General features: G+C 70.5%; 20 protein-coding genes. 17 read left to right on the forward strand and 3 right to left on the reverse strand.

What is annotated here, in order from left to right:
* Window positions 1–132: 132 nt before the first annotated feature.
* Window positions 133–1,314, reverse strand: coding sequence for a xylose isomerase (gene xylA / locus N542_RS0118835; protein WP_028645253.1), 1,182 nt, complete (start codon window positions 1,312–1,314; stop codon window positions 133–135).
* A 178-nt stretch (window positions 1,315–1,492) separates the two neighbouring features.
* On the opposite strand from xylA, the gene N542_RS0118840 reads away from it, so the two are divergent.
* The 6 genes from N542_RS0118840 to pdxS all read left to right on the forward strand — a co-directional run bounded on the left by N542_RS0118840 (window position 1,493) and on the right by pdxS (window position 7,543).
* Complete coding sequence (locus N542_RS0118840) at window positions 1,493–2,638, forward strand: sugar ABC transporter substrate-binding protein (RefSeq protein WP_231482761.1); 1,146 nt, start codon at window positions 1,493–1,495, stop codon at window positions 2,636–2,638.
* 211 nt (window positions 2,639–2,849) lie between these two features.
* A complete protein-coding gene (locus tag N542_RS0118845; RefSeq protein ID WP_231482764.1) occupies window positions 2,850–3,554 on the forward strand; it encodes an ATP-binding cassette domain-containing protein in 705 nt (234 codons plus the stop codon).
* On the forward strand, window positions 3,551–4,795 hold the full coding sequence (locus N542_RS0118850; RefSeq protein WP_028645256.1) for a sugar ABC transporter permease: 1,245 nt from the start codon (window positions 3,551–3,553) through the stop codon (window positions 4,793–4,795). Before N542_RS0118845 ends, N542_RS0118850 begins: the two co-directional genes overlap by 4 nt.
* 4 nt (window positions 4,796–4,799) lie before the next feature.
* Complete coding sequence (locus tag N542_RS25625; protein ID WP_036508741.1) at window positions 4,800–5,984, forward strand: ROK family transcriptional regulator; 1,185 nt, start codon at window positions 4,800–4,802, stop codon at window positions 5,982–5,984.
* A 49-nt stretch (window positions 5,985–6,033) separates the two neighbouring features.
* Entirely contained in the window at window positions 6,034–6,663 is a 630-nt protein-coding gene (pgsA, locus tag N542_RS0118860) for a phosphatidylinositol phosphate synthase (RefSeq protein WP_028645257.1), read from the forward strand.
* Entirely contained in the window at window positions 6,656–7,543 is an 888-nt protein-coding gene (gene pdxS, locus N542_RS0118865) for a pyridoxal 5'-phosphate synthase lyase subunit PdxS (RefSeq protein ID WP_028645258.1), read from the forward strand. Before pgsA ends, pdxS begins: the two co-directional genes overlap by 8 nt.
* Here pdxS and N542_RS0118870 read toward each other — a convergent pair whose 3' ends face one another.
* Entirely contained in the window at window positions 7,544–8,695 is a 1,152-nt protein-coding gene (locus tag N542_RS0118870; protein ID WP_036508742.1) for a serine hydrolase domain-containing protein, read from the reverse strand.
* Window positions 8,696–8,737: 42 nt separating this feature from the next.
* On the opposite strand from N542_RS0118870, the gene pdxT reads away from it, so the two are divergent.
* The 10 genes from pdxT to N542_RS0118920 all read left to right on the forward strand — a co-directional run bounded on the left by pdxT (window position 8,738) and on the right by N542_RS0118920 (window position 18,835).
* Complete coding sequence (gene pdxT / locus N542_RS0118875) at window positions 8,738–9,349, forward strand: pyridoxal 5'-phosphate synthase glutaminase subunit PdxT (protein ID WP_028645350.1); 612 nt, start codon at window positions 8,738–8,740, stop codon at window positions 9,347–9,349.
* A gap of 11 nt (window positions 9,350–9,360) precedes the next feature.
* The gene (locus N542_RS0118880) at window positions 9,361–10,146 is read left to right on the forward strand and encodes a YebC/PmpR family DNA-binding transcriptional regulator (protein ID WP_028645260.1); all 786 of its coding nucleotides are present in this window, start codon (window positions 9,361–9,363) and stop codon (window positions 10,144–10,146) included.
* 96 nt (window positions 10,147–10,242) lie between these two features.
* Window positions 10,243–10,773 (forward strand): crossover junction endodeoxyribonuclease RuvC, encoded by a 531-nt coding sequence (gene ruvC / locus N542_RS0118885; protein ID WP_197026033.1) that lies wholly within the window; start codon window positions 10,243–10,245, stop codon window positions 10,771–10,773.
* Entirely contained in the window at window positions 10,770–11,366 is a 597-nt protein-coding gene (gene ruvA / locus N542_RS0118890; protein WP_028645262.1) for a Holliday junction branch migration protein RuvA, read from the forward strand. The genes ruvC and ruvA overlap by 4 nt, the downstream gene beginning before the upstream one ends.
* Before the next feature lie 4 nt (window positions 11,367–11,370).
* Window positions 11,371–12,453 (forward strand): Holliday junction branch migration DNA helicase RuvB, encoded by a 1,083-nt coding sequence (gene ruvB, locus N542_RS0118895; RefSeq protein WP_028645263.1) that lies wholly within the window; start codon window positions 11,371–11,373, stop codon window positions 12,451–12,453.
* A 126-nt stretch (window positions 12,454–12,579) separates the two neighbouring features.
* Complete coding sequence (yajC, locus tag N542_RS25630; RefSeq protein WP_051552052.1) at window positions 12,580–12,915, forward strand: preprotein translocase subunit YajC; 336 nt, start codon at window positions 12,580–12,582, stop codon at window positions 12,913–12,915.
* A gap of 1 nt (window position 12,916) precedes the next feature.
* Complete coding sequence (secD, locus tag N542_RS0118905; protein ID WP_028645264.1) at window positions 12,917–14,686, forward strand: protein translocase subunit SecD; 1,770 nt, start codon at window positions 12,917–12,919, stop codon at window positions 14,684–14,686.
* A complete protein-coding gene (gene secF, locus N542_RS0118910; protein WP_028645265.1) occupies window positions 14,686–15,945 on the forward strand; it encodes a protein translocase subunit SecF in 1,260 nt (419 codons plus the stop codon). Before secD ends, secF begins: the two co-directional genes overlap by 1 nt.
* Window positions 15,946–15,954: 9 nt before the next feature.
* Complete coding sequence (locus tag N542_RS0118915) at window positions 15,955–16,503, forward strand: adenine phosphoribosyltransferase (protein WP_081795338.1); 549 nt, start codon at window positions 15,955–15,957, stop codon at window positions 16,501–16,503.
* A gap of 22 nt (window positions 16,504–16,525) precedes the next feature.
* Entirely contained in the window at window positions 16,526–18,835 is a 2,310-nt protein-coding gene (locus N542_RS0118920; RefSeq protein ID WP_231482767.1) for a RelA/SpoT family protein, read from the forward strand.
* A gap of 243 nt (window positions 18,836–19,078) precedes the next feature.
* On the opposite strand, the gene N542_RS0118925 is transcribed toward N542_RS0118920, so the two are convergent.
* The gene (locus tag N542_RS0118925; protein WP_028645268.1) at window positions 19,079–20,308 is read right to left on the reverse strand and encodes a DUF349 domain-containing protein; all 1,230 of its coding nucleotides are present in this window, start codon (window positions 20,306–20,308) and stop codon (window positions 19,079–19,081) included.
* Window positions 20,309–20,468: 160 nt separating this feature from the next.
* On the opposite strand from N542_RS0118925, the gene N542_RS0118930 reads away from it, so the two are divergent.
* Window positions 20,469–21,140, forward strand: coding sequence for an MBL fold metallo-hydrolase (locus N542_RS0118930; protein ID WP_028645269.1), 672 nt, complete (start codon window positions 20,469–20,471; stop codon window positions 21,138–21,140).

Below are 21,140 nucleotides of genomic sequence, written 5' to 3' on the forward strand. Positions count from 1 at the left end.
GACGCGAGGGTCGGTGATCAGTCGGTCGGGCGCTCGAGGTGATCGGCGCGGGTCCGGCTCCCGTGCGACGACACGTACGCCCCCGCTCACGACGTGGGTCGCGAGCGGGGGCGCAGGGGTGTCGGTCGTGCGTCAGCCGCGGACGCCGTACAGGTGCTCGAGCGCCAGCTGGTCGAGGTGCTCGAAGGCCATCCCGCGCAGGGCCGCGGCGTCCGGGTCGAAGGACTCGGCCCGCAGGTCGGCCACGGTCTCGCCGGCCGAGAGGCTCGAGACGGCGAGCTCGTCGACGCGCGCGTCCTTCAGCGCCTGCTGCACCTCAGGGTCGGCGCGGAAGGCGCGGACCTTGTCGCGCAGGATCAGGTAGTTGCGCATGCAGCCGCGGGCGGACGCCCACACGCCGTCCATGTCCTCGGTCCGCGGCGGCTTGTAGTCGAAGTGCCGTGGGCCCTCGTAGCCACCGTTCTCGACGATGTCGACGGTCCAGAAGGCGCCGCGCGCGTTGCCGGCGCCGAAGCGCAGGTCCTGGTCGTAGCGCGGGCCGGTCTGGCCGTTGAGGTCGATGTGGAAGAGCTTGCCGTGCCACAGCGCCTGGGCGAGGCCGTGCGCGTAGTTCAGCGACGCCATCTCCTCGTGGCCGGTCTCCGGGTTGAGACCGACCAGCTCGGGGTGGTCGAGCTCGTTGATGAAGGCCAGCGCGTGCCCGATCGTCGGCAGCAGGATGTCGCCGCGGGGCTCGTTGGGCTTGGGCTCGATCGCGAAGCGGATGTCGTAGCCCTGCTCCAGCACGTAGGCACCGAGGGTGTTGAACGCCTCCGCGTAGCGGTCCAGCGCGGACTTCACGTCCTTGGCGGCGCCGGACTCGGCGCCCTCGCGGCCGCCCCAGGCGACGAAGAGCTTGGCGCCCAGCTCGGCGGCCAGATCGATCTGGTCGGCGGCCTTGCTGATGGCGAAGCGGCGTACGTCGCGGTCGTTGTTGGTGAAGCCGCCGTCGCGGAAGACGGGGTGCGAGAAGAGGTTCGTGGTCACCATCGGCACGACCAGGCCGGTGTCCTCGAGCGCCTTGCGGAACGGCGCGAGGTGCTTCTCCTTGGTCGCCGCGTCGGCGTCGAAGGGGAAGACGTCGTTGTCGTGGAAGGTGATGCCGTACGCACCGAGCTCGCTGAGCTTGTGGATCGCCTCGGCGGGGTCGAGCTCGGGGCGCACCGCGCCGCCGAAGACGTCGACGCCCTGCCAGCCGACCGTCCAGAGCCCGAAGGAGAACTGGTCCTCCCGGGTCGGGGTGAAGGCGGCCGGGTCGGTACTGCTGTCGCTCATCGGGGGTCCTCGTTCCATCACGATTCGATCACGCTCAAGCGTGAAAACACTTGGTTTGAACGTGCAACAAAACACGCTCTCAGAACTGCTTGCCGCGCCTATCCAACATGAGTATGTTGTCCCGGACAACATATACCGTGACTGCCGTCACATGACGAGCGTCACGGGGATCCGAACCATGGAGGTCGAGGAAATGGTCAGGAATAAGGGTGCGCGTCTCGCGTCCCTCGCGGCAGTGGGCGTGCTTGCGTTCGGTGCCCTTGCAGCATGTGGCGGCAGCGACAGCGACGGCGGCAGCGACGGTGGCAGCGGCGACGCCGCCGCCAAGGGCAAGGTCGGGGTGATCCTGCCCGACACCACCACGTCGCCGCGCTGGGAGGCCAACGACCGCCCCAGCCTGGAGGCTGCGTTCAAGGCGGCCGGCGTCGAGTCGATCATCGACAACGCCGGTGGCGACAAAGCCAAGTTCGGTCAGATCTGCGACAGCATGATCAACGAGAAGGTCACGGTCATCATGATCGTCAACCTCGACTCGGAGTCGGGCAAGGCGTGTCTGAGCAAGGCCGCCGACGCCGGTGTCCAGAGCATCGACTACGACCGCCTCACCCTGGGTGGCGGCGCGTCGTACTACGTCTCCTTCGACAACGTCGAGGTCGGCAAGCTCATGGGTACGGGCATCACCAAGTGCCTCGACGACGCCGGCAAGACCAAGGCGAACATCGTCTACGTCAACGGTGACCCGAGCGACAACAACGCCGCGCTGTTCAAGTCCGGCTACGAAGAGGCGCTCAAGCCGAAGATCGACTCGGGTGACTACACCCTGGTCGGCGACCAGAGCGGCTTCTGGGACGCGACGAAGGCCGGCACGGCCTACGAGCAGATGTACACCCAGAACAAGGGCAAGATCGACGGCGTCGTCTCGGCCAACGACACGATGGCCGGCGGCATCATCGCCCGCATGAAGGACAACGGCACCGCTGGAGAGGTCCCGGTCACCGGCCAGGACGCCTCGACCGAGGGTCTGCAGAACGTGCTCGCCGGCTACCAGTGCGGCACGGTCTACAAGAACACGAACCTCGAGGCCAAGACGGCTTCGGACCTGGCCATCGCTCTGATCAGCGGTGACAAGGACGCGGCCGCCGCTCTGGCGACCGGCTCCGTCAAGGACAGCGAGACCGGCAAGGACGTCCCGTCCGCCCTGGCGACCCCGGTGTGGGTCACCAAGGACAGTGTCCAGACCGTCATCGACGACGGGTTCGCGAAGGCTGCAGACATCTGCGTCGACGAGTTCGCGAAGGCCTGCACCACCGCTGGCATCAAGTAGCACCAGCCTCTAGCTCGGGGGCCTGTTCCTACCGGGACAGGCCCCCGAGTCCCGTTTCCCACCCTCGAGCGGTCCATCGTTGACAGCTCGAGCCATCAATCCACTGGCGGAGGAGATCCCTGTGTCCGTCCCAGCTACCGAACAGGCAGCACCGGCAACGTCCGATGCGCCGCTGCTGAGCCTGCGGGGCATTCAAAAGAGCTTCGGTGCCGTGCACGTGCTGCGCGGCGTCGACCTCGACGTACGACCCGGGCAGGTCACTGCCCTGGTCGGCGACAACGGTGCCGGCAAGAGCACCCTGATCAAGGGCATCGCCGGCATCCACGCCTTCGACGAGGGCGAGTACACCTTCGAGGGCCAGCCCGTGAAGGTCAGCGGTCCGAAGGACGCGGCGGACCTCGGCATCGAGGTCGTCTACCAGGACCTGGCGCTCTGCGACAACCTGGACGTCGTCGACAACATGTTCCTCGGTCGCGAGGTCGGGTCGAAGTTCCGTCTTGACGACACCGCGATGGAGCTGCGCGCGCGCGAGACCCTGGACGGCCTGTCCGTCCGCACCCTGAAGTCGGTGCGCACCCACGTCTCGGCGCTGTCCGGCGGACAGCGTCAGACCGTCGCCATCGCCCGCGCGGTGCTGTGGAACTCCAAGGTCGTCATCCTCGACGAGCCCACCGCGGCCCTCGGCGTCGCGCAGACCGAGCAGGTCCTCCTGCTGGTCCGCCGTCTCGCCGACCGCGGACTCGGCGTCGTCCTGATCAGCCACAACCTCAACGACGTGTTCGAGGTCGCCGACGACATCGCCGTGCTCTACCTGGGTCAGCTCGTCGCCCAGGTGCGCCGCGACGAGGTCACCCGCGGCGAGGTGGTCGAGCTGATCACCACCGGCAAGTCCGAGAAGAACGGCGGGGAGTCATGAGCACCTCCACGACTCCTCCCGAGGAGCAGAACACCATCGGCAGCCTCACGAGCGCCTACCTGGCCAAGATCCGGGGCGGTGACGTCGGGTCGCTGCCCGCCGTGCTCGGCCTGGTCGTCCTGGTCGTGGCCTTCTCGCTGCTGCGTCCCGACACGTTCACGACCCCCCTCAACCTGGCCGGTCTGATCGGTCAGTCGGCCGGCGTCATGGTGCTGGCCATGGGCCTGATCTTCGTGCTGCTGCTGGGCGAGATCGACCTGTCCGCCGGCTACACCGGCGGCGTCGCCGCCGCCATGGTCGGCGTGGTCATGAGCAACCACGGCTGGAGCTGGCCGCTGTCGCTCCTGGTCGGGCTCCTCACGGGCGCGTTCATCGGCGTGCTCATCGGCCTGGCGGTCGCGAAGGTCGGCATCCCGTCGTTCGTCGTGACCCTGGCCGCCTTCCTGGGTCTGCAGGGCGTCATCCTCAAGATCATCGGCGAGGGCGGCACCATCGGCTACCGCAACGAGTTCGTGCTCAAGCTCAACAACGGCTCCCTGCCGCTGTGGGCGGGCTGGGCCCTCGCGGTGATCGTCATCGTCGGCTACGGCGGGGTCAGCCTGCTGACGCTGCTGAGTCGGCGCAAGCAGAACCTGGCCGCCCAGCCGATGCTGCTCTGGGCGATCAAGACCGGTGCGCTGGCGATCGCGGTCATCGCGTTCACCGCGTTCCTCTCCCAGGAGCGCAGCCCGAACCCGACGCTGAAGTCGCTGAAGGGCGTGCCCAACGTCGTCGTCGTGATCGCCGTGCTCGTGGTGGTCCTGGGCTACCTGCTCACGCGCACGTCGTGGGGCCGGCACGTGTACGCCGTCGGTGGCAACGCCGAGGCGGCCCGCCGCGCCGGCATCAACGTGCCGTGGCTCAAGGTGTCCTGCTTCATCACCTGCTCCACGCTCGCCGCGGTCGCGGGCATCCTGATTGCGAGCCGGGACAACTCGGTCTCGCCGGCGACCGGTGGACAGCAGACCCTGCTGTTCGCCGTCGGTGCCGCGGTCATCGGCGGCACCAGCCTCTTCGGCGGCAAGGGCCGGATCACCGACGCCGTCATCGGTGGCCTGGTGATCGCCGTGATCAACAACGGCATGGGCCTGCTCAACCAGCCCGCTGCGACCGTCTACATGGTGACCGGAGCGGTGCTGCTCTTCGCGGCCGCCGTCGACGCCATCAGCCGGCGACGCGCAGCAGCAACAGGCCGGGTATAGCCCGATGCCCGCCCCCACCGGCGTCGGCACCGAGGAGCTGCGGCGCGCGAACCTGCGCGCCATCCTCCAGACGGTGCACACGCACGGACCGACCACGCGCGCCGTGCTCACGAAACAGCTCGGGCTGAATCGGAGCACGATCGGCGCGCTGACCGGTGAGCTTCAGTCACTCGGTCTGGTCACCGAGCAGACGGCGGTGGTGGGTGGGCGCGGGCGACCGTCACACCTGGTGGTGCCCAGCGAGGGCAACGTGGTGGTCGCCGTCGACGTCGGCGTCGACCGCATCGCCGTCGCGCTGGTCGGTCTCGGGGGCGAGGTCCTGGACCGTCGTACCCGGGGCCACCAGCGCGGCGAGCACGACGTGGCCCACGTGGTCGAGTCGGTCGCGCAGATGATCGAGGAGACCCTCGCGCAGTCACGCCACCACCGGTGCCTGGGCGTGGGGGTCGCCGTGCCGGGTGCCGTGCGCGCCGCGGACGGCCTGGTCCGCTTCGCCCCCAACCTGGGCTGGGTGGAGGAGCCGTTCACCGCGATGCTCGCGGCTCGGCTCGACCGCCCGGTCGCGACCGCCAACGACGCCAACCTCGGGGTGCTCGCCGAGCACATCCGGGGCGCCGCGATGGGCTACTCCGAGGTCGCCTACCTCAGCGCCAGCGTCGGCATCGGCGGTGGCTTCCTCATCGACGGACGCCCCCTCACCGGCGCTCGCGGGTACGCCGGCGAGGTCGGCCACATGCAGGTCGACAGCCACGGGATGATCTGCCGGTGCGGCTCGGTCGGCTGCTGGGAGATGAAGGTCGGCGAGAACGTCCTGCTGATGCGCGCCGGGCGCCTGTCCGGCGGCGGGCCGACCGCGGTCGCCGAGGTCATCGCCGCGGCGCAGTCCGGTGAGGCCCGGGCGGCCGAGGCCGTCGACCACGTCGCCGACTGGTGCGGTGTCGGGATCCGCGCGATCGTCAACCTCTTCAACCCCGAGGTCGTCGTGCTCGGCGGCTGCCTCGCCCAGGTCTGGCGCGCCGCGGAGACCCGGGTCAACATCGCGATCCAGCGCGGCCAGCTGATCTCCCCGCGCAACGAGACCCTCATCCGGTCGGCCCAGCTGGGCGACGACTCGCCCCTGATCGGCGCCGCGGAGCTCGCCTTCGGGCCGGTGCTCGACCACCCCCAGGCCGTGCCGCAGGCCGTCTGAGCGCGGTGAAGACGGCGTACGCCGTCGCGAGCGGTAGCCTGCTGCCGCCATGATGGAACGTTTCCGCGCCTTCTTCACGAAGGTCATCTCCCCGGTCGCCCACCTGCTGATCCGCCTCGGCGTCAGCCCCGACGCCGTCACCCTGGTCGGCACGCTCGGGGTGTCCGCGGGAGCGCTGGTCTTCTTCCCGCAGGGCAAGCTGCTCACCGGGGTCCTCGTCATCACCGCCTTCGTCTTCAGCGACCTGCTCGACGGCTACATGGCCCGCACGACCGGCCGGACCAGCAAGTTCGGCGCGTTCTGGGACTCCACGCTGGACCGGGTCGCGGACGGCGCGATCTTCATCGGGCTCGCCCTCTACTTCGCGTGGGAGGACCCCAGCAGGCTCTACCTCGTGCTCAGCCTCGTGTGCCTGCTGATGGGGTCCGTCACGTCGTACGCCCGCTCGCGCGGCGAGACCCTCGGGTTCAACGTCAAGGTCGGCATCGCCGAGCGCGCCGACCGGCTGGTCGCCATCCTGGTGCTGACCGGGCTCGGTGCGATCTTCGACGTCCCGGTGCTGATGTACGTCGCCCTGTGGGGGCTGGCGATCGCGTCGACCGTGACCGTCGTGCAGCGCGTGTGGGTGGTCCGGAAGCAGGCCCTCGCGGAGGTCGCACTACCCTCTCCCCATGAGTGAGAGCACAGGCACCACCCGAGTCAAGCGCGGCATGGCGGAGATGCTCAAGGGCGGCGTGATCATGGACGTGGTCACCCCCGAGCAGGCCAAGATCGCCGAGGACGCCGGCGCTGTCGCCGTGATGGCGCTCGAGCGGGTCCCGGCCGACATCCGGGCCCAGGGCGGCGTCTCGCGGATGAGCGACCCCGACATGATCGACGGCATCATCGAGGCCGTCTCGATCCCGGTGATGGCCAAGGCCCGGATCGGTCACTTCGCCGAGGCACAGGTCCTGCAGTCGCTCGGCGTCGACTACATCGACGAGTCCGAGGTGCTCACCCCGGCGGACTACGAGAACCACATCGACAAGTGGGCGTTCACGATCCCCTTCGTCTGCGGCGCGACCAACCTGGGCGAGGCCCTGCGGCGCATCACCGAGGGCGCGGCGATGATCCGCTCCAAGGGCGAGGCCGGCACCGGTGACGTCTCGAACGCCGTGACCCACATGCGCACGATCCGCAAGCAGATCCGCCGCCTCGGCGCGCTGGAGGAGGACGAGCTCTTCGTCGCGGCCAAGGAGCTGCAGGCGCCGTACGACCTGGTCAAGGAGGTCGCCGAGCAGGGCAAGCTGCCCGTGGTCCTCTTCACCGCCGGCGGCATCGCGACCCCGGCGGACGCGGCGATGATGATGCAGCTCGGTGCCGAGGGCGTGTTCGTCGGCTCCGGCATCTTCAAGGCCGGCAACCCCGCGCAGCGCGCCGAGGCCATCGTCAAGGCCACCACCTTCCACGACGACCCCGACATGGTCGCCAAGGTCTCGCGCGGTCTCGGCGAGGCGATGGTCGGCATCAACGTCGAGGAGATCCCGCAGCCGCACCGGCTCGCCGAGCGCGGCTGGTAGTCAGCCGAGCGCCCAGGTCACGACCCGGGCGGCGTTGCGCAGGCCGTAGGGCTGCACCCCGGGCGCGGCCGTGCCGAGGCGGACCACGATCGTCCGCGACGCCGGGTCGACCATCGCGATCTGGCCGCCGAGCCCGATGGCGGAGAAGATCCCCGCCGGGGCGTCCGGCACCAGCCGTCCCCGGACGTCGGTGACCGGCTGCCCGGCCGCGTCGACCTCGTCGGTCGCGCCGCGCAGCCGGCCCTCCCGGTTGAGCCACCACAGGTAGCCGTAGGCCGCGTTGAGCCTGGTCGAGGAGCGACCGGTCGACGCCCCGACGTACGCCGTGGACAGGATCCGCGTGCCGTCGACGGTGCCCTGCTCGAGGTAGAGGCGGGCGAAGCGCGCCAGGTCGAGGCAGGTGGTCTGCAGCCCGAAGTAGGCGTTGGTCGAGCGGCCGCCCGCGTCCGAGGTCATCCGGGTGTGAGTCATGCCCAGGGGTGTGAAGAGCCGCCGGGCGGCGAGCTCCGCCGTCGGCAGGCCGGTGGCCCTCACGAGCACCCGGTCGAGGACCTGGATCGCGGCGTTGTTGTAGGCCCACACGGTGCCCGGCGGGTGCTGCTGGCGCAGCCCGACGGCGTACGCCGTGCGGTCGGGCGCCCTGGTCATCGCGCCGTAGTCCGACTCGGCCGACCAGAAGCGGCCGCTGTCGTTCGCCAGCAGGTCGCGCACCGTCACCGAGTGCGAGGCGGTCCCGCGCCAGGACGGGACGTAGCGGGAGACCGGGTCGTCCAGCGCGAGAGACCCGTCATCGAGGGCGATGCCGACCAGGGCGCTGGTGACCGACTTCGTCACCGAGAAGACCTCCCGGGGCACCGACCGCTGCGTGCCCCAGTTCCACTCGCCGACCAGGCGACCGTCGCGGACGACGGCGTAGCAGGAGCTGTCGAGGCGCTTGGCGTCCCGCGCCAGCCGGTCCAGTCGCTGGGACCGGAACCCCATCGTGGCCGGCGACGCGGTCGGCCACCCGTCGATGCGCGGCTCCGGCGTGGGTCGTGCGGCGGCCGGCCGGGTGGGAGGCGGGTCGGTGGGCACGTCGGCGTCGGTGCAGGCGCCGAGCAGGAGCGCGGCGAGCGCCGTGGCCACGGCCGCGGTGGGTCGCCCGGGTCGCATGCGGCCGATCGTAGGTGCTGACCCGCCTCTAGGCTGGGGAGCGTGACCGTGACCATCGGCGTCCTCGCCGTCCAGGGCGACGTGCGTGAGCACGTCCGGGTGCTCGGCGACCTCGGCGTCCGGGCCACCACGGTCCGGCGTACCTCCGAGCTGGACGCGTGCGACGGCCTGGTCGTCCCCGGCGGGGAGTCCACGACGATCGCCAAGCTGGCGCGTACCTTCGACCTCCTCGAGCCGATCAGGCAGCGGCTCAAGGAAGGGATGCCGGCCTTCGGGACGTGCGCCGGGATGATCATGCTGGCCGACCGGCTCGAGGACGGCGCGGTGGGTCAGGAGACCCTCGGCGGGCTGGACATCACGGTGCGGCGCAACGCGTTCGGGCGCCAGGTCGACTCCTTCGAGGGTGACCTGGAGATCACCGGGCTCGACGCCCCGGTGCACGCCGTCTTCATCCGGGCCCCGTGGGTCGAGTCGGTCGGCCCGGGTGTCGAAGTGCTCGGTCGTGTCGAGGCGGGAGCGGCCGCAGGTAGGATCGTCGCCGTCCGTCAGGGTCCGCTGATGGCGACGTCGTTCCACCCCGAAGTGGGTGGCGACTCCCGGGTCCACCAGCTGTTCGTGGATCTGGTGACCGGCGCGACGACACGAGCTGAGTAGAAGAGGGACGCATGTCTGGCCACTCCAAGTGGGCGACCACGAAGCACAAGAAGGCGATCGTCGACGCCAAGCGCGGCAAGCTGTTCGCCAAGCTGATCAAGAACATCGAGATCGCGGCCAAGATGGGCGGCCCCGACCTCTCCGGCAACCCGACGCTGTACGACGCCGTGCAGAAGGCCAAGAAGCAGTCGGTGCCGAACAAGAACATCGACTCCGCGGTCAAGCGCGGCGGCGGTCTCGACGGCGGCGGCGTCAACTACGAGACGATCATGTACGAGGTCTACGGACCGCAGGGCGTCGCGCTGCTCGTCGAGTGCCTCACCGACAACCGCAACCGGGCCGCGATGGAGGTGCGCACCGCGGTCACCCGCAACGGCGGCACCATGGCCGACCCCGGCTCGGTCTCCCGGCTCTTCACCCGCAAGGGCGTTGTCGTGGTCGGCAAGAGCCAGGAGCGCGGTGGCAAGCCGTGGGAGGTCGGCGAGGACGACGTCCTCGAGGCCACCCTCGACGCGGGCGCCGAGGACGTCAGCGACCTGGGGGAGAGCTTCGAGGTCCAGTCCGAGTCCGGTGACGTCGTCGCCGTCCGGACGGCGCTGCAGGCGGCCGGCATCGACTACGACTCCGCCGAGGTGCAGTTCGTCGCGACCATGGACATCCCGGTCGGCGACGTGGACACGGCCGGGAAGGTCTTCCGGCTCGTGGACGTCCTCGACGACCTCGACGACGTGCAGAACGTCTACAGCAACGCCGACATCCCCGACGACGTGCTCGAGGGCATCGGCGAGGACGACTGAGGCAGCGGTCCGCGTGTCGCGCCGACCGCCGGGGGGCCGACGGTTAGCGTGGCCTCCGAACACCTGTTCGGACGGAAGGGTTGACGAATGCGCGTGCTGGGGATCGACCCCGGGCTGACCCGCTGCGGCATGGGCGTGGTCGAGGGCTCGGTCGGGCGACCGCTCGGCCTGGTCGACGTCAACGTGCTGCGGACCTCGTCCGACCTTCGGGTGCCCGAGCGGCTGGTGACCATCGAGAAGGGCATCGACGCCTGGCTCGACGAGTACCACCCCGACGCCGTGGCGATCGAGCGGGTGTTCGCCCGCTCCGACGTCAGCACGGTGATGGGCACCGCCCAGGCCAGCGGCATCGCGATGGTGTGCGCGGCCCGGCGCGGGCTGCCGGTCGCGCTGCACACCCCCAGCGAGGTCAAGGCCGCGGTCTCGGGCAACGGCCGGGCCGACAAGGCCCAGGTCGGCGCGATGGTGACCCGGATCCTGCGCCTCGACGCCCCGCCCAAGCCCGCCGACGCCGCCGACGCGCTCGCCCTGGCCATCACCCACATCTGGCGCGGTGGAGCGCAGGCCCGCATCGACGCCGCGCTCGCCGGCACCCGACAGGCTCGACGACCGAGGAGTCTCCGATGATCGCCTTCGTCCGTGGGCGGGTCGCCGCCCTCACCCTCTCGAGCGCCGTCGTCGAGGTCGGTGGCGTCGGTCTCGAGCTGATGTGCACGCCGGGCACGCTCGCCACGCTGCGCACGGGGGAGTCGGCGACGCTGCCGACGAGCATGGTCGTGCGCGAGGACTCGCTGACGCTCTTCGGCTTCGTCGACGACGACGAGAAGCAGACCTTCGAGCTCGTGCAGACCGCCTCCGGTGTCGGTCCGAAGGTTGCGCAGTCGATGCTCGCCGTCCTCTCGCCCGACGACCTGCGCCGCGCGATCGCCGCCGACGACATCAAGACCCTCACGAGGGTGCCCGGCATCGGCCAGAAGGGTGCACAGCGGATCGTCCTCGAGCTCAAGGACCGGATCGGCGCGCCGAGCGGCGTACGGCACGCGTCCGCCCCGGCCGCCGAGGCGCCGTGGCGCGACCAGGTGCACCAGGGCCTGGTCGGCCTGGGCTGGCCAGTGCGGGACGCCGAGAAGGCTGTCGACACCGTCGCACCCGAGGCCGGTGACGTCCCCGACGTGGCCGCACTGCTGCGCTCCGCCCTGCGCTCGCTGAGCAAGGCCTGACCCGATGCCGTTCCACGAGGACGACCTCGACGAGGCGGAGACGACCCACTTCCGCTCGCTCACGGCGGCCGAGGCCGAGGGGGACGAGCGGGCGGTCGAGGCGGCGCTGAGGCCGAAGTCCCTCGACGAGGTGGTCGGTCAGGTCCGGGTGCGCGACCAGCTCGGACTGGTGCTCGAGGCGGCCCGGCGGCGGGGCCGGGCGCCCGACCACGTGCTCCTGTCGGGACCTCCGGGGCTGGGCAAGACGACGCTCGCGATGATCATCGCCTCCGAGATGACCGCACCGCTGCGGCTCACGAGCGGGCCGGCGATCACCCACGCCGGCGACCTGGCGGCGATCCTCTCCGGGATGAACGAGGGCGACGTGCTCTTCGTCGACGAGATCCACCGGATGTCGCGCCCCGCCGAGGAGATGCTCTACATGGCGATGGAGGACTTCCGCGTCGACGTCATCATCGGCAAGGGACCCGGCGCCACCGCGATCCCGCTGGAGATCCCGCCCTTCACCCTGGTCGGTGCCACCACCCGGGCGGGGCTCCTCCCCGGGCCGCTGCGCGACCGGTTCGGCTTCACCGCCCATCTCGAGTACTACGAGCCGCACGAGCTGGACCTGATCGTGCAGCGCTCCGCCGCGCTCCTCGACGTCGAGGTGCACGACGACGGCACCGCCGAGATCGCGTCGCGATCGCGCGGCACCCCGCGGATCGCCAACCGGCTGCTGCGCCGGGTCCGCGACTTCGCCCAGGTCCGCGCCGACGGCATCGTGACGCTCCCCGTCGCCCGGGCCGCCCTGGACCTCTACGAGGTCGACGACCTCGGCCTCGACCGGCTCGACCGGGCCGTGCTCGACGTGCTCTGCCGCCGCTTCGGCGGCGGGCCCGTCGGCGTCTCGACGCTGGCCGTCGCCGTGGGGGAGGAGCGCGAGACCGTCGAGGAGGTCGCCGAGCCGTTCCTGGTCCGCAACGGCTTCCTCGCCCGTACGCCGCGCGGCCGGGTCGCCACACCGGCCGCCTGGCAGCACCTCGGCCTGGCGGTCCCGCCGGCGCCCGCCCCGCTCGAGACGGACGGCACCCTCTTCGAGGAGTGAGAGGCGCGACCCGAAGGGGTGACCCGGGTTCGTGATCCGGACCACCTCGCTGGTTACACTTGCCCGTCGGTCGACCGGTGGTCGGCTCGGACATCCCTGCTTTCTGCTCGAGAGGTCTTTTTCGTCGTGGCGACCCTGCTGCCGCTCGTTGGCATCGTGCTGCTCTTCTGGCTCTTCATCATCCGGCCGCAATCTCGGCGGCAGAAGGAACTCCGGAACATGCAGTCGTCGTTGTCCGTAGAGGACGAGGTCATGCTGACGTCGGGGGTCTACGCCACCGTGCGCTCGGTCGAGGACGACCACGTCAAGGTCGAGATCGCCGAGGGCGTCGTCATCAAGGTCGCCCGCGGTGCCATCGGCAACAAGATCGCGCAGGACGTGGACGAGGTCGACGACGAACGGGTCGAGACCGACACGGACAACAAGCCGGGCGTCATCGCCGACGGCCCGGAGGAGAACTGACATGGCACGCAACGCCGCTGCCCACGCGGGCCGCACGTTGGTCGTCTTCCTGCTCGGCATCGCGGTGCTCTTCGGCCTGGTCGCCCTCGGTGGCAACTGGAAGCCGGCGCTCGGTCTGGACCTCCAGGGCGGCACGCGCATCACGCTGACCGCCAACGGCTCTCCGACCAAGGAGAACCTCAACGAGGCCGCGTCCATCATCGACAAGCGGGTCAACGGCACCGGTGTCACCGAGGCCGAGGTGACCACCCAGGGCAACAAGTACATCGTCGTCGAGATCCCCGGTGACACCGACAACTCGCTGGTCGACACGGTGAAGCGCCAGGCACAGCTCCGGTTCCGCACGGTGGCGTGCACCAGCGCCGCCCCCGGCCCGTGTGCCAGTGCCGCCGCGCCGACGGACCCGAGTGGGGCCGAGAGCCCGAGCGCCGAGCCGGGCGTGGGCGTCACGCTGCCCGCGTCGCCGTCGAGCTCGCCCTCCGCGAAGTCGTCCTCGACCGCCAAGCCGAAGGCGTCCAGCAGCGCCTCGCCGAAGAACCGCCCCGGCTTCACCGCCGACGACGAGTCCACGTCCCCGTCGGCCTCGCCGAGCACGTCGCCGAGCTCCTCGCCCAGCGGCTCCGCCACGACGAGCCCCAGCGGGTCGCCGACGACCGCCCCCGCGGACACGGTGGGAGCCAGCGCGAAGGAGGCCCTGGCCTTCATCACGGCTCCGCCGCAGGAGGCGATCGACGCGTACGCCGCCTACACCTGCCCCGCGACCAAGCCCCCGGCCGACAAGCCCGAGACCTGGCTCGTCACGTGCGGCACCGACGACGACGCCACCACGAAGTACCTCCTCTCGCCCGCGGCGATCGAGGGCACCGACCTGAAGAAGGCCTCGGCCGGCGTCCCGCAGGGTCAGGTCTCCTGGCAGGTCGACCTCACCCTCGGCGGTCAGGGCAAGAAGGTCTTCGCCGACCTGTCCAACGCCATGGCCGGCTCGGAGCAGCAGTTCGCGGTCGTGCTCGACGGCCAGGTCATCTCGTCGCCCACCTTCGACGGCCGGATCCCGGACGGCAACGCCCAGATCAGCGGCAACTTCACCAAGACCTCGGCCGAGAGCCTGGCCACCAGCCTGAAGTTCGGCGCGCTGCCGATCTCCTTCGAGAAGGACGGCACCCAGGTCGAGCAGATCGGTCCCTCGCTCGCCGGCAACCAGCTCCAGGCCGGACTCACCGCGGGCGCCCTAGGTCTGCTGCTCGTCATGGGCTACTGCCTGGTCTACTACCGCGGCCTCGGCCTGGTCGTCCTGGCCTCGCTGATCACGGCCGCCGCGATCACCTACGGCATGGTCCTGCTGCTCGGCAACACGGCCGGCTTCACGCTGACCCTCCCGGGCATCGCGGGTCTGATCATCGGCGTCGGTGTCACCGCCGACTCCTTCATCATCTTCTTCGAACGCATCCGGGACGAGATGCGCGAGGGGAGGTCGATGCGGGTCGCCGTCGAGACCGGCTGGGTCCGAGCCAAGAAGACCCGGTTGGCGGCCAACGTGGTGTCGCTGCTCTCGGCCGCGGTGCTCTACCTCTTCGCCACCGGCGCGGTGAAGGGCTTCGGCTTCGCCCTCGGTCTCTCGACGTTCATCGACCTCGCGATCCTCTTCTGGTTCACCAAGCCGCTGGTCACGGTCCTGGCACGACGCAAGTTCTTCAACGGCGGCGGCGAGCTCTCCGGGCTGAGCGCCAACACGCTCGGCATCGACCGGGTCGCCACGGGAGGTAAGGCCTGATGGGCAAGTTCTCACGGCTCGGCAACGAGCTCTACCAGGGCCGGAAGTCCTACGACTTCGTCGGCAAGCGCGCCCTCTGGTACGCCATCTCCGGCACGCTCGTCGGCCTCGCGATCCTGGTGATCCTGGTCAAGGGCCTGAACTTCGGCATCGAGTTCACCGGCGGCACCGAGTACCAGGTCAGCGACCTCCCGGCGAACGTCGCGACGCAGGAGACCGCGGACGAGCTCAGCTCGCAGATCGCGGACTCGGACGTCGGCTCCGCCGCCTCGCCCCAGGTCACGACCTCGGGCACCAGCGGCATCACCGTCCAGACCGAGGACGTCAACGCGGCCGGCGACCGGCAGATCCGGGGGATCATCCAGGACGTCACCGGCGCCGCCGACGACCAGATCTCCAAGACCGAGGTCGGACCCAGCTGGGGCCAGGAGGTCGCCAAGCGTGCGTTGATCGGCGTCGGCATCTTCCTGACGCTGGTGGTGCTCTTCATCTGGGGCTACTTCCGCGAGTGGAAGATGTCGGTCGCGGCCCTGATCGCCCTGATCCACGACATCGCGCTCACGATCGGCGTGTACTCGCTGTCCGGCTTCCCGGTGACGCCCGCGGCCGTCACCGGCCTGCTCGCGATCCTGGGCTTCTCCATGTACGACACCGTGGTCGTCTTCGACAAGATCCGGGAGAACACCCACGAGCGACGCTCGACCCGCCAGAGCTACGCCCAGGCGGCCAACCTCGCGGTCAACCAGACGCTGGTGCGCTCGATCAACACCTCGATCGTCGCGCTGATCCCGATCGGCGCGATCCTCTACGTCAGCGCCGTCCAGCTCGGCGCCAGCTCGCTCAAGGACCTCGCCCTGGCGCAGTTCGTGGGCATGGCCGCCGGTGTCTTCTCCTCGGTCTTCATCGCACCGCGGGTGCTCGTCCACATGAAGTCGCGCGAGTCCGAGGTCAAGCTGGCCGACAAGCGGGCCAAGGCGCGCGCGAAGGCCGACGCGGACCGCTACGCCTCCGTCCCGGTCTTCACCGAGGACCTGCCGGTCGCGGCCGAGCCCGGGCTCGAGGACGAGGCCGAGGGTGAGCTCGAGGAGGGTGCTCCGCTCTCGCGGTCGGTGCCGCCGACCGCTCCGGCCCGCACCCCCGAGGTGTCCGGCCGTGGCCGGATCGCTCCGGAGGCCCGCGGCCCGGTGCAGCCCAGTGCGTCGTCGGGCGGCCGGGTGCAGCCGACCCGTCAGCCGAAGTCCAAGCGCGGCAAGAAGTGACGCGCAGCAGTGACTGAGGACCGGTCGGGCCTGGAGTCGGCGCTCGGGCTGATCGCCGACGTCCCGGACTTCCCGGAGCCCGGCATCGTCTTCAAGGACATCACGCCGCTCCTGGCCGACCACACCGCGCTCACCGCGGTCATCGGTGCCCTCGCGGAGGCGGGGCGCGACGACGACGGACGTCCGGTGGTCGACAAGGTGCTCGGCATGGAGTCGCGCGGCTTCATCCTGGGCGCACCGGTGGCGCTCGCCCTCGGGGTCGGGTTCGTGCCGGTCCGCAAGGCCGGCAAGCTGCCGCGCGCGACGTACGCCGTCTCCTACTCGCTCGAGTACGGCCGGGCGACCCTCGAGGTGCACCAGGACGCGCTGCAGCCCGGCGACCGGGTGCTGCTGGTCGACGACGTCCTCGCGACCGGTGGCACGGCGAAGGCGACCATGGAGCTCGTCGAGCAGTGCGGCGCCACCGTGCACGCGGTCGCCATGTTGATGGAGCTCGGGTTCCTTCCCGGGCGCGCGGCCATCGGCGACGTCGACCTCACGACCCTGCTGACCGTCTAGCCCGACGCCCTAGACTGGTGAGGTGACCGAGGAGAGCACGGCCCCGCCTGTCCAGGCCGGTCCACGCCGTGCGTCCGAGCCCGGCCCGTCGACGCGCAGCATGCGGGCGCGGCTCGCCCGGATGGGCACCCGCGGCACCTCCGCCAACCCGGTGCTCGAGCCCCTCTTCCGCTCGGTGCGCGCCAACCACCCGAAGGCCGACCTGGCACTGCTCGAGCGGGCGTACCTGACGGCCGAGAAGATGCACGGCACGCAGACGCGCAAGTCCGGCGACCCCTACATCACCCACCCGCTGGCGGTCACCACGATCCTGGCCGACATCGGGATGACCGAGTCGACCCTGGCAGCGGCCCTGCTGCACGACACGGTCGAGGACACGCCGTACACGCTCGAGCAGGTGCGGCAGGACTTCGGCGACGAGGTCGCGCAGCTCGTCGACGGCGTGACCAAGCTCGACAAGGTCAAGTACGGCGACTCGGCCCAGGCCGAGACCATCCGCAAGATGATCGTCGCGATGTCGCGCGACATCCGGGTCCTGGTCATCAAGCTCGCCGACCGCCTGCACAACATGCGCACGCTGCGCTACGTCAAGCAGGAGACCCAGGAGCGCGTCGCTCGCGAGACCCTGGACATCTACGCGCCGCTGGCCCACCGGCTCGGCATGAACACGATCAAGTGGGAGCTCGAGGACCTCGCCTTCGCGACCCTGCACCCCAAGATCTACGACGAGATCGTGCGGATGGTCGCCGAGCGGGCGCCGTCGCGCGACCAGTTCCTCGCCGAGGTGATCAACCAGGTCGACGCCGACCTGCGTGAGGCCAAGGTGAAGTGCAAGGTCACCGGACGACCCAAGCACTACTACTCGATCTACCAGAAGATGATCGTGGGCGGCCGGGAGTTCTCCGACATCTACGACCTGGTCGGCATCCGGGTCCTGGTCGAGGACGACCGGGACTGCTACACCGTCCTCGGCGTGCTGCACTCGCGCTGGAACCCCGTGCTCGGACGGTTCAAGGACTACGTCGCGATGCCGAAGTTCAACATGTACCAGTCGCTGCACACGACCGTGATCGGCCCGCAGGGCAAGCCGGTCGAGCTGCAGATCCGGACCTTCGCCATGCACCGACGTGCGGAGTACGGCGTCGCGGCGCACTGGAAGTACAAGGAGGACGGGCGCAACGGTGTCGACACCGACCGGCCGGGCGACGTCGACGACATGACGTGGGTGCGTCAGCTCCTCGACTGGCAGAACGAGGTCGAGGACCCGGGCGAGTTCCTGGAGTCGCTGCGCTTCGAGATCAACCGGGCCGAGGTCTACGTCTTCACACCGCGCGGCGACGTGATCGCACTGCCGACCGGCGCGACCCCGGTCGACTTCGCGTACGCCGTGCACACCGAGGTCGGCCACCACACGATCGGTGCGCGCGTGAACGGCCGGCTGGTGCCGCTCGAGTCGGCCCTCGACAACGGCGACGTGGTCGAGGTCTTCACCTCGAAGTCGCCGACCGCTGCGCCCTCACGCGACTGGCTCGGCTTCGTGAAGTCGCCCCGCGCCCGCTCCAAGATCCGCCAGTGGTTCACCAAGGAGCGGCGCGAGGAGGCGATCGACCAGGGCAAGGAGCAGATCGCCAAGCTGATGCGCAAGGAGGGGCTGCCCCTCAAGCGACTGATGTCGCACGAGTCGCTGATGCTGGCCGCGGTCCACTTCAAGGTCGCCGACGTCTCAGCGCTCTACGCAGCGGTCGGTGAGGGCAACCTCAGCGCGCAGGCCGTCGTGCGGCGCGTCATCGACCTGCACGGCGGCGATGACGGCGCTGCTGAGGACCTGGCCGAGGGCGTCACCATCACGGGACGTCGAGGCCGCGCGAAGGTGCAGCCCGGCGGTGACGCCGGCGTGATCGTCAAGGGCGCGCCCGACGTGTGGGTCAAGCTCGCCAAGTGCTGCACGCCGGTGCCACCCGACCCGATCCTCGGCTTCGTCACCAAGGGCGGGGGAGTCTCGGTGCACCGCCACAGCTGCACCAACGCCGCAAGCCTGCAGTCGCAGCCCGAGCGGCTGCTCGAGGTCGAGTGGGCGCCGACCGGCCAGTCCAGCTTCCTGGTCAACATCCAGGTCGAGGCCCTCGACCGGGCCCGGCTGCTCTCGGACATCACGATGGCGCTCTCCGACGCGCACGTCGACATCCTCAGCGCCAACCTGTCGACCTCGCGGGACCGGGTCGCCAAGAGCCGCTTCACCTTCGAGATGGCCGAGGCGAAGCACCTCGACACGGTCCTCAAGGCCGTGCGGTCCGTCCCGGGCGTCTTCGACGCCTACCGCGTGACCCAGTAGGCCGCACGTCGCCGGCGGTGGTCTCGAGGCTCAGGCCTGGCGGCCTTCGCACCTCGACCGGCGGGGTCCGTGCGCCGGCGGTGGTCTCGAGGCTCAGGCCTGGCGGCCTTAGCACCTCGACCGGCGGGGTCCGTGCGCCGGCGGTGGTCTCGAGGCCCAGGCCTGGCGGCCCTGACGCCTCGGGTCCGGTGGTCGAGGTGCGAGCCGCGCCAGCGGCGAGCCTCGAGGCCACCCGTCACGGACTCAGCCGGAGAAGTCCGCGCTGGCCCGCTTCGCCATCTCCAGGAACGACTGACGCGACTCGAGGTTGTCCTCGAGGTCCTTGATCTTCTTGGCGTTCCCGGCGGCGCGCGCCTTCTCCAGGTCGGCCTCGACCTTGGCGATCGCGTCCTCGAGCTTGCTCACCATGTCGTCGGCGCGAGCGGACTTCTCGGGGTCCGAGCGCTTCCACTGCTCGTCCTCGACGCCGCGGATCTCGGTCTCGATCTTGCGGATCCGCGCCTCGAGGTCCTTCATCCGGTCGCGGGGCACCTTGCCCGCCGCGTCCCAGCGGTCCGCGATGTCGCGGAAGGCACGCTTGGCCGCGTCGAGGTCGGTGACCGGGACGAGCTTCTCGGCCTCGAGCAGCAGCGCCTCCTTGACCTCGGCGTTGGCGGCGAACTCGACGTCCTGCTCGGCCGCAGCGGCGTCACGGGCGCCGAAGAAGGTGTCCTGGGCGCCGCGGAAGCGCTTCCACAGGGCCTCGTCCACGTCCCGCGGGGCGGGACCGGCGGCCTTCCACTCCCGCATCAGGTCGCGGTAGCGGCCGGCGGTGCCGCCCCAGTCGGTCGATGTCGCGAGGCTCTCGGCCTCGGTGGCGAGCCTCTCCTTGACGCTCCGGGCGGCGTCGCGCTTCTCGTGCTGCTCGGAGAAGTGCGCCTTGCGGCGACGGGTGTACGCCGTGCGCGCGGTCGAGAACCGGCGCCACAGGGCGTCGTCCGACGACCGGTCGATGCGGGGGAGCGCCTTCCACTCGTCGAGCAGGTCGCGCATCCGGTTGGCGCCGTGGCGCCAGTCGGAGCCCTCGGCGAGGATCTCGGCCTCGGCGACGATCTTCTCCTTGCCTGCACGAGCCTCGGCGGCGCGCTGGGCGCGCTCGACCTTGCGGGCCTCGCGCTGCTGCTCCAGCAGCGGCTCCATCCCGTCGAGCCGCGCGATGAGCGCTGGCAGGTCGCCGACCGCGTTGGCGGTCGTCACCTGCTCGCGGACGGTCCGCACCGACGCGGTCGCCTCCTCGGGCGACATGACGCCGCTGGCGACCCGCTTCTCGAGCAGCTCGACCTCGAACGCGAGCGCGTCGTACCGCTCGGTGAAGAACTTCAGCGCTTCCTCGGGGGAGCCCTCCGGGTACTGACCGACGGAGCGCTCGCCCTCGGCGGTCGTCACGTAGACGGTCCCGTCGTCGTCGACTCGGCCCCACTGATGACTCGTCACTGGTGCACTCCACTCGCTCTGGGCCCAGGCCCGATCGGCTGCCACGGCGCCGTCCCCTGCGGGGACGCCCACGACCATGCTAGCCACGAGCGGTCTCGGGTCCGCTCCTTGAGCCAGCACCGATGCGACGCGCACCCGGTCGGCTCGATAGTCTTCCGGGGTGTTGATCGCCGGCTTCCCCGCGGGCCCCTGGGGCACCAACTGCTACGTCGCCGCGACCGGGCCCGGCAGCGAGTGCGTCGTCATCGACCCCGGCAAGGACTCCGCCGACGGGGTCGCCGAGCTGGTCCGGGAGCACCGCCTCAAGCCGGTCGCCGTGCTCGTGACCCACGGTCACGTCGACCACATGTGGTGCGTCGCGCCGGTCGCGGGCACGTACGACGCCACCGCCTGGATCCACCCCGCCGACCGCCACCTGCTCGCCGACCCGATGGCCGGCCTGTCCCCCGAGACTGCGCAGATGCTGCTCGGCGGCAACCACCGGTTCGCCGAGCCGGACGACGTCCGCGAGCTCGCCGACGCCCAGGAGCTCGAGCTCGCCGGGCTGCGGTTCGTCACCGACCACACCCCCGGCCACACGCAGGGCTCGATGACCTTCCGGACGCCGTACGACCGCGAGGACGTCTCCGAGGTGATGTTCTCCGGCGACCTGCTCTTCGCGGGCTCGATCGGCCGCACCGACCTGCCCGGCGGCGACCATCCGACGATGCTGCGCAGCCTCACGACCAAGGTGCTGCCCCTCGCCGACGACATCGTCGTGCTCCCCGGGCACGGCGAGCAGACGTCCATCGGCCGTGAACGGGCGACCAACCCCTACCTCCAGGACCTCTGA

This window comes from Nocardioides sp. URHA0020, assembly GCF_000620705.1.
In the GTDB taxonomy this organism is placed as follows: Bacteria; Actinomycetota; Actinomycetes; order Propionibacteriales; family Nocardioidaceae; genus Nocardioides.